The following is a 15136-nucleotide window of genomic DNA, read 5'->3' as shown; positions in this document are numbered from 1 at the left end:
TAAAATTATCAAAAAAATATAAAGGAGAATGCATCATTATGCCTCCAAATTCACATAACATCGAACACCAAATCTATACAATGTGTATGATCCAGCGCAACAATGAAGTTTTACTCGTAAAACGACCCAATCATCGAGGTTTCCCTGGCTACATAGCTCCTGGCGGCAAAGTAGATTTTCCCGAAAGTATCGTTCAAGCCGCTATAAGGGAAGTAAAAGAAGAAACCGGATTACTTGTTTCGGATTTAAATTTTAAGGGATTAGATGAATATGTAAATCCGAAAGGGAATGTTCGGTACATGGTATTTAACTACTGGACAGACTCATTTGAAGGTGAACTTCTTTTAAACCCACCTGAGGGCAAATTATTATGGATACCAATCGATACAGCACTAAAGCTTCCTATGCAAGATTGGTTTAAAGAAAGATTCCCATTATTTTTTGAAAAAGGCACCTTTGAAATTCAACGTGTTTGGGATAATGAGCTAGATAAACAAGTTGCTATAACAATTACACATACGTAAAAAAGCTTGGAATCTCTCCAAGCTTTTCTTACTTCTCCTGTACTTTCTTAATCTTATAATCAATTTCTAAAAACTTAACTCCAAATATCCACATTCTATGATTAGCTTCTAGTATGTGATCCGTGCGCTCTTTTATAATAAAAGTCTCTGCTAACGGTAAACGGATTGTCAAGAACCGAGTATGTAAATAAATCCCCTCATCTCCCTGACCATTTTCTCTTAACTTACTAGTAATAATTAAATCATGACTATCATTATATAGTTTCAAAATACCAGTCATATTCGAATAAGGTAAAGGTAAGGCGATATTCATATATGTCTCATTCTTATTTGTATGCTTTGAATAAAGAGCTACAAAAATAGATTTACCTGCTTCATTTTTTCTTAGCCAAGCCCTTACATTCTCTCTTCCATCTTTCTCATCTATGACACTAATGATAGAGCCATGCATCGTTTCCCAATTGCCGCCCATTCCTAAATGTATTTGTTCTACACGCTTACTCATTTTCTCATAGCAAAGTGCGAACGGACGGAACCAACGAGCCCATTTAATATTCGATTGCAATTCATACTCTACTGTATTTTCATAAAAATGAATAATACTTAAAGGAACCTTCGTCACATCAAATGCCTCACTATGAAAGTCATTTACTTTATCAACTAAACCGTTGTATTCCTTACTGTCTACTAAATTGCTGCTATATAAATAAGCCTCACCAATTGCCACATTTCCTCTTAACTTACTCATTGGTTTCCCATAGTATTTATAATTCGGAACACTCTTTTCAATCACCCAGCCGATAAATGCCGGTAACGCTACTCCAATTCCGTTGACAACACCATGAATCCAAACCATTTGAGCAATTGTAATCGTCAAGACATGCTTCAAATTCCCGTATGAATATATAAGTGAGAACATAATTGTAACCATGAGTGTACTAGACGAAACGATTAGAAGAATCTTTGCACTGATAGCATTAAATTTTGCTCTCCAAACGTAAAATCCATACCCATAAATTGCACATAAATATAGGAACACTGCAAAAAATTCAAATATTCTTGAGTATGTAATTCCTATTGCAACTGTCATAGGTGAAATCATGATGATAAACATAATAGCATCATACACTTTACTTCTCTTTTCTCTTTTTCTCCCTATTAAACCAGCCGATAATGGCAATAGAAACGCCGAATAATGAAAATGTGCAGCTGTGAGTAAAACAATGTCAGAGCTAAAATGCATAATTGAAAGTTTTGCTACTGAAGCAGAAAACCAAAAACCACCTAAAAACAAATAAATAAACGCACTATCTATGGCGATCTCTTCTAACGGCTTCCATCCTCTTTCTAGCAATCTACTTACACCAAATAACGCAACAATTCCTGTATATACAAACCAAACTAGCGCAAATAAATAGTGATTTGTGACGAAAGCTAGCATTGCACAAATTGCTGCGATTGGATATAAAAATGATACGGATTTATAAAATAATAATTGCGATCCATCTCTTTTTCTTTTATCAATAATACAAAATGACATTGGTATAAATAATAAAACAGATAATAATATAATTGCTTCAACAGGATTTATATTCGACCACTCACATATTAGAAAAACAACATAGCAAGCAAGCCCAAATATTATATTTTTCATATCGTCTATTCCCTTTCCACAAATGTTCCCTTATATGAAAAAAGCGAACCAATTAACGGGTTTCGTACTTGTACATGAATTCGAAAACATTGTAGTGTTTCATCATAACTTTCAACAATTTTTGCCTCACCATACAAAAATTTTGGTAACGGCATTTTTCTTCCAAACATATAAAACCATTGTTTCTTTGAAGAAATATGCATTGCCCCTAACTCATCGATATGAAAATGCAGTGTAGAAACGAGTAAATGTGGTTCACCAAAATAATCTACAATTTCATTTTCGTTTTCATCAAACTGCATAACTGCATTAAAATATCTTTTCTTATTTCACCTATTGATTCCCCTTCTCCAACTATTTCAAGCCCAAATCCAATCTTTGTTTTATACAAAAACTTCTGTGGTTCCCCTTCTTTTTTCTCTAAATACGAAATTTCAGTAAAGCGAGCATCCCACTCTGTATGTATATCTGGTTCTTGCGTATATTCCCATAATTTTTCCATCGTCGTGTTCATTTTTGTCGCAACATAAATAGGCTGTTTCCTTTTCATTCTCCCCACCTCCTATGCACTATAACTTTAATGTACATGCAATGAATTTATTTTGCTACATTTTTCACAAACTTCCCCAGAAAAAAGAAAGAATTTTTAAAATATATATATAACACTTGATTCCACGAAAAATTTAAATTATTATAAAACAAATGTTACCAACAACTTCATAAATCAAACACTCTCGCCTAAAACGTGAGATAGAGGTTGCGATACTTATGAGTATTCTAATGGAGACACAGAGATGTCTATGAACTTAGATGAAAGGAAGTATTGCCGAAATTGATAAATTTCTCTGCATTTATCAATTGGGGCTGTTTTCGAATAGAAACAGAACTGTCATATGTACAGACGTGTACGTATGAAGAGCTATCTACAAAAAAGAGATATCATTTTTGTATGATATTCCTTTTTTGGCGGTTTTTTTATTAGCTCCGTTTTCTGTTTCCCTTTTCCTGTAACAGCACCATCCTCACTTATTTGAGATGGTGTTTTTTGTTTGTCTTTCTGGTAACTACAGGAGTATTGGGGATTTATATATTTCCTAATCTATTCTTAAAAATAGACGAAAGAAGGAATTTGTAATGGAAACAATTGTTCAAAAATTTGGTGGCACTTCTGTCGGAAGCGTCGAACGCATTCAACATGTAGCAAATTTAATTATTGAAGAATATGAACGAGGTCATAGCATTGTCTCTGTCGTTTCAGCAATGGGAAAAAGCACAGATGAACTTGTCGCACTCGCTAACGCTATCACAGAAAATCCAAGTAAACGTGAAATGGATATGCTTCTATCTACAGGAGAACAAGTAACTATTTCATTATTAACAATGGCACTGCAAGCAAAAGGCTATCATGCAATTTCATTAACAGGGTGGCAAGCAGGTATTACGACAGAATCTGTACATAGTAGTGCACGGATTACTGACATTCATACAGATCGTATTCAATCTTATCTTGCTGAAGGTGCGATTGTTTTCGTAGCTGGTTTCCAAGGTATAAGTGTAGAAAATGAAATTACAACGCTTGGCCGTGGTGGCTCTGATACGACTGCTGTCGCATTAGCTGCTGCACTTAAAGCAAAAAAATGTGATATTTATACGGATGTGACAGGTGTATATACGACGGACCCACGAGTTGTAAAAGATGCTTACAAATTAGACGAAATTTCTTATGACGAAATGTTAGAGCTTGCTAATCTCGGTGCTGGCGTATTACACCCGCGCGCTGTTGAGTTTGCTAAAAATCATAATGTAGTTTTAGAAGTTCGCTCAAGTATGGAACAAGAAAACGGAACAATTGTAAAAGGAGAATGTAACATGGAACAACAATCAATCGTTAAAGGTATTGCATTTGAGGATAACATTACACGTGTCACAATTAAAGGATTAGAACAAGGCTCGCTTTCAACAGTTTTCTCTACATTAGCAGCAGCACACATTAATGTAGATATCATCATTCAAAGTATTACAAATGAAGGAACTGTACACCTCTCCTTCTCCATTCATTCGAATGATTTAAGAGAAACTTTAGAAGTTTTGGAACAAAATCAAGAAACTCTTCACTATGAATCTGTAGAACATGAAAATCACTTAGCAAAAGTATCAATCGTAGGATCTGGCATGGTATCTAACCCAGGTGTCGCTGCAAATATGTTCACTACTTTAAAAGAAGAAGATATTCATATTAAAATGGTAAGTACATCAGAAATTAAAGTGTCTGTCGTTATTGACCGCCTTCATTTAGTAACAGGCGTTGAGGCGCTGCATCAATCATTTATGGCGAAAATTGAGCCTTTAGTGCAAATGAGCTAATCTGATATATTTAGTAATGCTAAAAAAATCATATTAATGTATTACCTTCCTATTAAATAAAAAGCTGTTCGTTAACACGATGCTATATGACATATTAAAAAACACCTTGTCACATTTTCCTATACTGTGACAAGGTGTTTTTGACTGAAAGGAATTTGTAACTACTTAGTAGTATAATTATGAGGATAATTAAATAATAGACTTTTATACATAAGGAGATAAGACTATGGCAAAAAACAAATTACTACGAATGGACAATGTCAGCATCGTTGTAGAATCCCTTGATAACGCAATCTCTTTCTTTGAGGAGATTGGCTTGAATCTCGAAGGTCGAGCCAATGTCGAAGGTGAATGGGCTGGTCGCGTAACTGGACTCGGTTCTCAGTGCGTAGAGATCGCTATGATGGTCACTCCAGATGGCCACAGCCGAATTGAACTTTCGCGATTTCTCACCCCACCTACTATATCAGATAACCGAAATGCTCCTGTAAACGCCCTCGGTTATCTACGCGTCATGTTCACCGTTGAAGACATTGACGAAATGGTATCGAGACTCACTAAGCATGGTGCAGAGCTCGTTGGTGAAGTAGTTCAGTATGAGAACTCGTATCGTCTCTGCTACATTCGTGGAGTCGAAGGAATTTTAATCGGTTTAGCGGAAGAACTCGGTAATAAATAAGTAATGTTTTATAAAAAAGAGGGAATAGCTCTATATTTAAGCTATTCCCTCACTTCTATTAAAACAGATGAATGTTTTCTTTTTTACAAGCTGCACGTAAATCGTCAGGCCATACAGAAGATTGAACTTCACCGATATGAGCTTTACGTAAGAAGTACATGCACATTCTTGATTGTCCAATACCACCGCCGATTGTTAATGGTAGTACGTCTTCTAGTATACCTTTATGGAAATCATACTCACGTTTGAAGTCTTCACCAGTTTTCGTTAACTGCTCATCAAGTGATTTACTATCAACACGAATTCCCATTGATGATAATTCAAATGAAGATTGTAGTACTGGGTGCCAGAATAAAATGTCACCGTTTAATTTCCAATCGTCATAATCAGCTGCGCGTCCGTCGTGCTTTTCACCTGAACGAAGTGCATCACCAATTCCGATAATGAAGACTGCACCGTGTTCTTTCGCAATTGCATGTTCACGATCTTTCGGTGTTAATTCTGGATATTTATCTTCTAATTCTTGAGAAGTAACGAAAACAATTTCTTCCGGTAAATACTTTCCAAGGAACGGATATTTTTCAAATAAGTGATCTTCTAAATCTTTGAATATTCCATAAATTGTTTGTACTGTTTTTTGTAAGTAATCGACAGTACGCCATTCTTTTTGAACGATTTTTTCCCAATCCCATTGGTCAACGTAAATGGAATGCGTTGCATCAAGTTCTTCATCACGACGAATCGCGTTCATGTTTGTATATAAACCTTCACCAGCTTCATATCCATATTCATGTAATGCAAATCGTTTCCATTTCGCTAGTGAATGAACAATTTCTAATTCTTCTCCTGAATGTAACATATCAAATTCAATTGGACGTTCTACACCGTTTAGGTGATCGTTTAATCCTGATTTTTTCGTTACGAATAATGGTGCAGATACGCGGAATAGTTCAAGGCGTTTTGCTAATTGGTCCTCGAAAAATGTTTTAACTTCCTTAATTGCAATTTGAGTCTCTCTTACTGTCATTAATGATTGATACATGGTGGTTTCCTCCTAAAATGTTTGGATGTTGTGAAAAGAAGCCAACAAAAAAAGCCCTTCTTTCCCAAAAAACTGGGACGAAAGGCTTTGGTTCCGCGGTACCACCCAAATTAGCAACAGAGGTTGCTCACTTATACAATACGGAGATGAAATATCTCGATACTGTTCTTCTTGTAACGGCGAAGTTCCCGGCTAAGTCTACTTTCCTATAAAGGATTTCGGTTAGCAACTCCAGGAGGTTCTTCATAATAGGCTTCGTATCAGGCTCACACCACCCCTGACTCGCTTAAACTACGTCCTACTACTACTCGTCCTTTCATAGTCGTTTTGTTGTCACATCTCTGAAACATTTTATTAATGATTATTCTATACAAAAAATAAAGAAAGTCAACAAAAAGTTTTAAAATATTTTTCAATTCTTTATTTTACGGCTTTATTGATTGTTGTTAATTTAACATCTTTACTTTTTCTGCCTCGTCAATCCAAAAAATGTTTCACTGACCGAAACTAACGTATACACAATAATTAATGTGATCGTTCGGAATATAGAATCCGCAGTATTTCTTATTATTTTCATTTTCTTTATAATTCCTTTCAGTTTACTTGCAATTTCATGATATACTATAGCATTCAAGCAGTTTATTTTTACTTAAAGCAATCATAGTCATTTATAAAGAGTATTTTCTAAATCATTGACTATTATCAAATAAGATTTTTAAATAACGGAGTGATCATATGAGTAAAACGAAGGCAAAACCGAAAAAAGGTGTAGGACAAGGTACAGGAAGTAAAGGATGGAACCGTTGGCAATCAAGTGCAAAGAAAAAGGCAGCTGCAAAGCCATACAAAAGTAAAGGTACAAAGAAGTAATTTAAATAACATTTGATGTCTTTACTTTGCACAAAACAAAATATAATTATTACAACAAAAAGCTATGCTTTCACATGTGAAAGCATAGCTTTTTCATATTAAATCATTAAAATATCTCGTATTTCTTCCTCCGTGATGGATGCTAATTTTTCTTCTCCCGGCTCAATCACTTCAGCAATTAAATTTTTCTTACTTTCTTGCAGTTCATGCATTTTCTCCTCAATTGTTCCGTGGGCTACTAGCTTTATAACTTGCACTGTATTTTTTTGCCCCATTCGATACGCTCTATCGGCCGCTTGTTGTTCAACAGCTGGATTCCACCATAAATCGTATAATATTACTGTATCTGCACCAGTTAAATTAAGTCCGGTACCACCAGCTTTTAAAGAAATGAGAAATAGATCCCCTTCTCCTTCGTTAAACCGATCGCACAGCTCTACACGTTCCTGCGCTGGTGTACTCCCGTCTAAATAAAAGTATGGAATTGCTTGGTGATTTAACTCACGACCAATAATGGAAAGCATCTTCGTAAATTGAGAAAAAATTAATATTCTCTTTCCTGTACTTCTACATTCCTCTAAAATCTCTAACAGTTGTTCAAATTTAGCTGAACTTCCTTTGTAATCATCAACAAATAAAGCAGGATGACAACAAATTTGTCGCAATCTCGTTAAACCAGCTAAAATTCTAATTTTATTTTTACGTAACGTATCTTTGTCTAAATGCTTTAACGTTTCTTCCCTGAGCTTCGCTAAATAAGCAGCATAGAGACTCTTTTGATCGGGTAATAACTCCGATGATTGTAAGTGCTCTATTTTCTCTGGCAACTCATTTAATACGTCCCCTTTTAATCGTCTTAATACGAATGGTTTCACTCGCTTCGCTATATCTTCACGCCTTAAATCACCGAACTCTTTTCTTCCTGGTAATAATTCTGGGAAGACGACATGGAAGATAGACCATAGCTCTTCTAATGAATTTTCTACAGGTGTACCCGTTAGCCCAAAACGGTATTCAGCTTGAATTGTTTTCACAGCTCTTGCCGTTTGCGTTGTAGGGTTTTTAAACGCCTGCGCTTCATCAAGGAATAGTGTATGAAATGGTCTTGCATACAATCTTATATCTCTTCTCAGTAATGGATATGACGTAATTACGACATCAAATTCCGTTATATCTTTCAAAATTTTCCGGCGCTCTGCTTGGTTTCCATCTGCAATAACTGCTCTAATATGCGGGGCGAATTTTTTCAATTCACTAACCCAATTATAAACAAGAGATGATGGTGAAACGACTAATATAGGTAGTTTCTTTTCTCGAATCTCAGGCAAAACAGAATCTATAAAAGCAATGCTTTGCAACGTTTTTCCAAGTCCCATATCATCTGCTAAAATACCGCCAAAACGGTAATGAGCAAGTGTTTTCATCCATTCGAACCCATATACTTGATACTTTCTCATTTCTGCATTTAAAGTATTTGGCACAGCAAAATTTAATTTTTTCGGGTTTTGAATGTTTTCTACTAACTCTTGAACAGAATCATCTAAACTTAAAACATTGCCTTCATGAAGTCCGTTCATCCATTTTACACTCCGAATAAGCGGAACATTTACCTCTTCTCCATGTAAAAATTCTTTCCGAATACCTGATTCTTTTATAAACTGATTAATTTCATTAAACTCTTTACTCTCTAGCGATAAAAACGAACCATTCGCCAATCGATAATATTTACGTTTCTCTTCAAGGGCCGCTAATACACCTTTAATTTCTGCTTCTGGTATTCCTTTTATATCAAAACGAAATGACAACCAATCAATTCTTTCTTTTCTTCTCACTCTAATAAGAGGAACTGCATCCCCTTTACTAATTCGCAATTTGATTGCTGTAGTCGCATAAATATCAACTAAACCTTTTAATGTTGGCACGACGTGATATAAAAAATTATACTCAGCTTCTTCATTATGCATAAAGTAACCGCCTTCTGTTTTTGCAAAAGCACTTTCACTCATAATGTCTAAAATCTCTTTTTCCTTTTTCTCATCACGATTAAAAACAGACGGCTGTCCATCCTCTTCTAGCGGATTAATCATGACGTTCCCATAGTGAAATTCAAGACCTGCTAATAAGCGATTTTTCACGCGGTCTAAATACAATTTCGCTTTTAGCGAAGGTGTTTCAACACGATCCGATATTACTTCATCAATATGTACAGTTCCGAGCTTCATTAATCCTGGTACAACTTTCGCGACGAAATGTTCCATCTTACTTTCTGGAATATAAAACTGATTACTATTTGAGCGACTCATCATCTTTTGTAATTCAATAAGTCGCATACAATCTTCAATGTGTAAGTGATATAATTTCCCATCGTAAAGTGCATTGTTATACATATCCATAACTTGTACACGATTTAAACCATCTATATGAAGTGTAAATCCGCCATTATTTCCCTTCGTAAATTCAAAGTGTAACGGCAACAACCCTTTTGAAACTTGTAATCCCTGAAACAGTTGTTCATTTTGTTTCAGCTGTACATATTCAACTTTAGAAAGTGAAGAGAGCATATCTTTCCATGAAGCTGGTGGTATAAATATCATACTTTCATCTTGTTTCGCATGTACTTCTAGCGTATCTTCATACATTTTTTCGTTATGATACATTTTAATGAGCTGCTGAATAATCGCATCCGTTTCTTGTTTAAAACTATGTACATCTGGTGTATATGTAAATTCATTTGAACAATGAAAAGATTCCCTTTTCTCCACCTTAGAAAGAAATTCTCTAATATGATTTATGAAATACACTTTGGCAAGTTTCAATTGAATTCCAAGAAGAGCCCCACCACTTCTCGTAGCTACTGGTGTACATATAAACTCAATATCTAATATTTCACGTGTATCAAAACGGTGTTGTTTACTTTTTGGCCTCAGTGGTTTGTCTGCAAACAGCTGAAACATACCACTTGTCAATTGATCATTTCTGCTACTAGTGGAGCTCATTCTACCTGTTTGTTGATTATAGTTTATTTGTATTAATACTGCTGCAACATGTTGACAGTACGTTTGAAAAGACGCTAATGAAGGACAACTACATTTTGCAACAACATCACCCTTTTTGGCTTTTGCTACTGTAACATGGAAATCCTCGTTCCCTTTTACTGTCGCCTCACAAATTTCTTTATTTTCATCGTACTGATCTATTATCACTTTATTTGATTTATAATAGGCTTCACCTCTTTTATATGAGGTCTCTCCGCACACTTCTTTAATAATCGATTTATTCAATGTGAAACTCATTGCTTTGACACTTCCTTAATATAAAACCATTTTCTCTTACTTAACATTTTACATGCTCCACGAGAAAATATAAAATGTTGATTTAACAAAAGAAGATGCTTATTTATAAGCATCTTCTTCACTCTATCTCCATCAACCTCTTCGCCTCAAAATACAACACTTGAATAAACTTTTTCGTATTAATTCGCGTATGACCAGAAGATGCGAGTTCATCTTTCGTCATTTCTGTCATCCGTTTTCTAACTACGGTAAAATCGAAAAATTTTGGAGCATAGCTTTCAAATTTTGGATTTGAAAAGTCTGTTAATCCTAAAGAAGCCAAATGATTTAACGACTGATAAATAGCTCGACGTACTCTTTGTTCAGACGCTTTTTTCTCTTTATCAATATCCGCCTCTAAAGCTAAATCCCCTAATTTTCTTATCGTAATATGATGGAAAATTTCTTTTAACGCAGGAAAGCCAAACTCAAATGTCTGTGCCTTTTCTTGACCATATAAATATTCCAGCATACTAAGTAAATCTTTACTTCCATTCTCTCCCGCAATACCGAGTTCTGATAGTAAAAAGCGCCCTAAATCCCCTATCTTTTTTCCTTCTTGCACTGGTTCAGTACGCAATTGCGGTTTTTCCCACTGAAACACGTTATTCAATGATTTTTGAATATCGTGTATAGAACGCTCCAATCTAATACGCTCCATCACTTTGCGTACAACAGATACAACTTCGATTTTATTTAATGGTTTTGTAATATAATATTCTACACCAAGTGTATATGCCTCACCTATAAGCTGCTTCGATTCCACTTGAGAAATCATAATGATTTTCCCCGTGAAAGTTGACGCAATGTGACGAACTGTTTCAATTCCGTCCCTCATCGGCATCAACAAATCAATAAATAAAATATCTACTTTTTTAAAATTTAGTTGATCCGCCTCAATAAAAGCTCCGTCATCCGCCTCACCAATTACTTCTCCAAGATCTCCATCTTCAATAATTTGCGAAAGCATCGAACGGAAAACTTCATCATCGTCTACGATATAATAAAACAAATCTATTCCCCTTCCCGCTTTAAACTACCCTCTGGTAAACAAACGATAAACTTACATCCTCTTTTATTTTCTCGGCCTTCTAATCTCACTTCTCCGCCTAGCTCTGTTACCATTTCATTTATGTAAGAAAGCCCAATACCAGTTGACGGTGTTCCCGTTTGATCATACTTAGAAGTAAATCCTGGCTTAAATACTAATTTCTTATATTTTTGTGCAATACCAGGTCCATCGTCAATTACTTCAAAAAATATATGTTGATCTCTTTTATATAGCTTAATAATAATGACACCTTTATCTTCAATTGCTTCAACTGCATTTGCAGCGAGGTTATTAAAAATTGATAGAACTGTATACACGTGGTATGCAGCATGCTCACCTTCTATATGTTTAGAAAAACGTATATCCTTTTCTAGCATTTCAGCATACTTCTCGTTTATTCTAACAATCATTTCTGCTAACTCATGTCCTTCTACATATTCAGCCACATTTTTATCTAATAACAGTTTAGATAATCCTGCAAATATCCTTTGATTATCCTTTTTTATTTCATGCACTTCCCCCGCTATTTTCAATGCTGTTTTACTACTTGAATCAGCGCTTACTTGTAAATTTCGATATAGTTGATATGCTTCTTGTGTAATTAACTCCGCATTTTGTAACGTCTTTTTCAAATGAACAGATTCCACATATAAATTAGAAAGATGCATTAACATATTTTCATTTTCTTTTCGAACTTGCGATTCTTTTAATTTCGTTTCATATAAATTCATCATATTTAAAAAACCAAGTGCAAAGAAACTACGAAAAATAGCAATAATGATGAGTTTATTTACTTCAGAAATCGTTATTGTTGTACCTAGTACTAACATGTGATAAAACGCAAGTTCTGACATACTTGCAACAATTTCAATTGAAATCCCAAGGCATCCAATAATGATTGGTTTCTGATGGAACTTATTTACCCTGCAAAGCGAAAAAAAACTGCCATAAATAAAATAATAGAAGAACACAGGATAACGCAAATAAAATGATTCTGTCATATGAAATGAACCTTGCATGATCCAGTCAAGACATACTCGGAATAAGACTACAGATATACCAACAAGAATACCTGCAACTCCTGCTGGTACTCTTCTTAAAAATAATAATAAAAAGAAGAATAGCGGTGTACCGAAGCTAACTCGAAACGTATCATTAAAGGGATGAAAGTTCAGCTCCCCAGCAATCGGAACAACGACCATTAATATAATTAAAAGGGACATATCTTTCTTCCATAATTGATTCCAATTCAAAGGTGACACTTCCTATACTTTTTTTCAGTAGTAAAAGCGAAAGCCCGCTTATTGTTATAAACGGGCTTTTTTTCTATATTCTAACCTTTTCTACCGCTTTTATTTGGCGATACTCTGGCTTCCACATTGCTTCTTTCACTGCCATCTTGATATCGTTATCACTTAAGTTCACTCTTGCAACACCTTCTGCAACTGCAACTTTAGCTACTTCAATTGCAACCATTTCTGAGATATTACGTAATTCTTCGACCTCTGGTAAAATAGGTGCTCCTGGCTGACTTGTATCTACCATACTTGCAACTGCTTCAGCTGCTGCTGCGAACATTCCATCCGTCATGACGCTTGCTCGTACTACAATTGTTCCAAGACCAAGCCCTGGGAAAATCAGTGCATTATTTGATTGTCCAATCACATACGTTACACCGTTATATGTAACTGGTTCAAATGGACTTCCTGTTGCAACTAACGCTCTTCCTTCTGTCCACTCGATTAAATCTGCTGGTTTTGCTTCAGCAAGTGGCGTCGGATTCGACATTGGTAAAATGATTGGTCTTTCTACGTGAGAAGCCATTTCTTTAATAATCTCTTCTTTAAATGCACCTGCAACAGTAGATGTGCCAATTAAAATTGTCGGTTTTACATGTTTCACAACTTCAGCAAGTCCGATCACATCGTTTTGCTTCCACTCACTTACTTCTGCTTCTTTTCTTGCGTACGGAATTTGGAAATCAAGAAGATCTTCCATATTATCTGTAACTAACCCGTTACGATCAATACACCAGAAACGCTTATATGATTCTTCTTCAGATACGCCTACGCGGACCATCGCATCTCTAACTTGATCTGCGATACCGATTCCAGCCGTACCAGCACCAAATACAACAACGCGGTGTTCACTTAGCGGTACACCAGAAGCTTTCACTGCCGATAATACTGCCGCAAGTGAAACTGCACCTGTACCTTGAATATCATCATTAAACGTACAAACATCATGACGATATTTATCTAAAATTTTTCGTGCGTTACGAGAGCTAAAGTCTTCCCAATGTAAAAGTGCTTTCGGGAATTGTTTGTTTACCGCTTGTACAAACGTATCAATAAATTCATCGTAAGCTTCACCTGTTATACGAGGGTGACGATTTCCAATATAAAATGGATTGTTTAATAGCTCCTCACGGTTTGTACCTACATCTAAAATTACCGGTAATACACGACTAGGATCGATTCCAACTGCAGCAGTGTAAACAGCTAATTTTCCGATTGCGATGTTAATACCACCAACGCCCCAGTCACCAATTCCTAATATGCCTTCTCCATCTGTTACAACGACTAAATCAATGTTCTCAGCTGTTGCACCGATATTCGTGAATGCTTCTTCGATACCTGATGGATCGTTAATTGATAAATAAACACCACGTGGTTTACGATATTCATGACTATATCTTTGAATTGCTACACCGACAGTTGGTGTATATACAATCGGTAACATTTCACGTAAATGATCTGTTAATATACGATAAAATAATACTTCATTTCGATCATGTAACGCAGTTAAGTATACATTCTTTAATAAATCATCCGGCTGAGAACTAAATTGTTCGTATGCTCGGCGTGCCTGTTCTTCTAACGTTAAAACCGCTGGCGGTAATAACCCTTTTAAACCTAACTCTTCTCTTTCATTTTGTGTGAAAGCTACCCCTTTATTTAAAAGTGGTGTTGATAATACTTCTGCTCCTCTTAATGTTGTTTCTAATGCACCATTAGAAGCTACTGTAAACTTGCTCATAACATCCCTACCTCTATTCATATATAGCATTTCTATATTGTAAACAAAAAAGAGGGGATTGTCCCCCTCTTCTTTTAATTTTTCTTTAAAAGAGTTGCTCCTGCAATCCCTGGGTGTGTCATTTCGAATGGATCTAGAATTAACTCTAAGTCTTCTTGTGACAATACACCATTTTTCACACAAAGTTCTCGAACGGATTGGCCTGTTGCAATTGCTTCTTTCGCAACGCGAGCTGCTGCTTCATAACCGATATGAGGGTTCACGGCTGTAATAATTCCTACACTTTTCTCAACATACTCTTTTAAGCGATCTTCATTCGCTTCAATTCCTTTTAAGCAATTATCTGTAAAGGCACGGAAACCGTTATTCATAATGCTAATCGATTGCAGTAAGTTGAAAACAAGTACTGGTTCCATCACGTTTAATTCTAATTGTCCTGCTTCTGAAGCAAGGCAAATTGTATGATCATTACCTATTACTTGGAACGCAATTTGATTAATAACTTCTGGCATAACAGGGTTTACTTTCCCTGGCATAATAGATGAACCTGGTTGACGAGCTGGTAACATAATTTCCGCTAA

The 15136-nt window shown here is 35.6% G+C and carries 11 protein-coding genes, 2 pseudogenes, 1 riboswitch and 1 other annotated feature; of the genes and pseudogenes, 4 read left to right on the top strand and 9 right to left on the bottom strand.

The features are described from left to right. Positions 1-38 precede the first annotated feature (38 nt). Positions 39-524, top strand: a complete 486-nt coding sequence (locus HFD78_RS15190; protein ID WP_001134949.1) for an 8-oxo-dGTP diphosphatase — start codon at positions 39-41, stop codon at positions 522-524. Between the two features lie 28 nt (positions 525-552). On the opposite strand, the gene HFD78_RS15185 is transcribed toward HFD78_RS15190, so the two are convergent. The 3 genes and pseudogenes from HFD78_RS15185 to HFD78_RS15175 all read right to left on the bottom strand — a co-directional run. Beyond that, positions 553-2178 carry a YndJ family protein gene (locus HFD78_RS15185; RefSeq protein WP_000789373.1) on the bottom strand — a complete coding sequence of 542 codons (1626 nt, stop codon included), beginning with the start codon at positions 2176-2178 and terminating at the stop codon, positions 553-555. Between the two features lie 5 nt (positions 2179-2183). Continuing rightward, positions 2184-2507 (bottom strand): annotated as a pseudogene (locus HFD78_RS15180) (DUF4166 domain-containing protein); the annotation flags it as partial. After that, positions 2471-2728: pseudogene (locus tag HFD78_RS15175) on the bottom strand (hypothetical protein); the annotation flags it as partial. The pseudogenes HFD78_RS15180 and HFD78_RS15175, both read right to left, overlap by 37 nt. Positions 2729-2921: 193 nt before the next feature. Next, positions 2922-3108, top strand: a riboswitch (Lysine riboswitch). A gap of 204 nt (positions 3109-3312) precedes the next feature. Between HFD78_RS15175 and HFD78_RS15170 the strand changes: the two are divergent. Next, on the top strand, positions 3313-4542 hold the full coding sequence (locus HFD78_RS15170) for an aspartate kinase (protein WP_191968088.1): 1230 nt from the start codon (positions 3313-3315) through the stop codon (positions 4540-4542). A gap of 226 nt (positions 4543-4768) precedes the next feature. Further along, complete coding sequence (locus HFD78_RS15165; protein WP_001107261.1) at positions 4769-5221, top strand: VOC family protein; 453 nt, start codon at positions 4769-4771, stop codon at positions 5219-5221. 58 nt (positions 5222-5279) lie between these two features. Here the strand turns inward: HFD78_RS15165 and asnA are convergent, their stop codons facing one another. Then, on the bottom strand, positions 5280-6263 hold the full coding sequence (gene asnA / locus HFD78_RS15160; protein ID WP_000284914.1) for an aspartate--ammonia ligase: 984 nt from the start codon (positions 6261-6263) through the stop codon (positions 5280-5282). Between the two features lie 70 nt (positions 6264-6333). Next, positions 6334-6592: a binding site (T-box leader), on the bottom strand. Between the two features lie 406 nt (positions 6593-6998). Here asnA and HFD78_RS15155 point away from each other — a divergent pair. Beyond that, entirely contained in the window at positions 6999-7133 is a 135-nt protein-coding gene (locus tag HFD78_RS15155; protein WP_000047588.1) for a DUF3934 domain-containing protein, read from the top strand. Between the two features lie 98 nt (positions 7134-7231). Here HFD78_RS15155 and HFD78_RS15150 read toward each other — a convergent pair whose 3' ends face one another. The 5 genes from HFD78_RS15150 to HFD78_RS15130 form a co-directional block, all read right to left on the bottom strand. Then, the gene (locus HFD78_RS15150) at positions 7232-10426 is read right to left on the bottom strand and encodes a DEAD/DEAH box helicase (RefSeq protein ID WP_000011052.1); all 3195 of its coding nucleotides are present in this window, start codon (positions 10424-10426) and stop codon (positions 7232-7234) included. Positions 10427-10544: 118 nt separating this feature from the next. Further along, positions 10545-11477, bottom strand: coding sequence for a response regulator (locus tag HFD78_RS15145; RefSeq protein WP_000500302.1), 933 nt, complete (start codon positions 11475-11477; stop codon positions 10545-10547). A gap of 2 nt (positions 11478-11479) precedes the next feature. Beyond that, positions 11480-12778: a sensor histidine kinase gene (locus HFD78_RS15140; protein ID WP_002004878.1), complete on the bottom strand. Its 1299-nt coding sequence runs from the start codon at positions 12776-12778 to the stop codon at positions 11480-11482. 64 nt (positions 12779-12842) lie between these two features. Then, the gene (gene malS, locus HFD78_RS15135; protein ID WP_016117558.1) at positions 12843-14555 is read right to left on the bottom strand and encodes an oxaloacetate-decarboxylating malate dehydrogenase; all 1713 of its coding nucleotides are present in this window, start codon (positions 14553-14555) and stop codon (positions 12843-12845) included. A 74-nt stretch (positions 14556-14629) separates the two neighbouring features. Continuing rightward, the coding region (locus HFD78_RS15130) for a lyase family protein (protein WP_255289073.1) at positions 14630-15136 on the bottom strand (507 nt) is incomplete at its 5' end.

The organism is Bacillus sp. EKM501B, assembly GCF_011800505.1.
Taxonomy (GTDB): domain Bacteria; phylum Bacillota; class Bacilli; order Bacillales; family Bacillaceae_G; genus Bacillus_A; species Bacillus_A cereus.
This window is presented reverse-complemented; position numbering and strand designations above follow the sequence as displayed.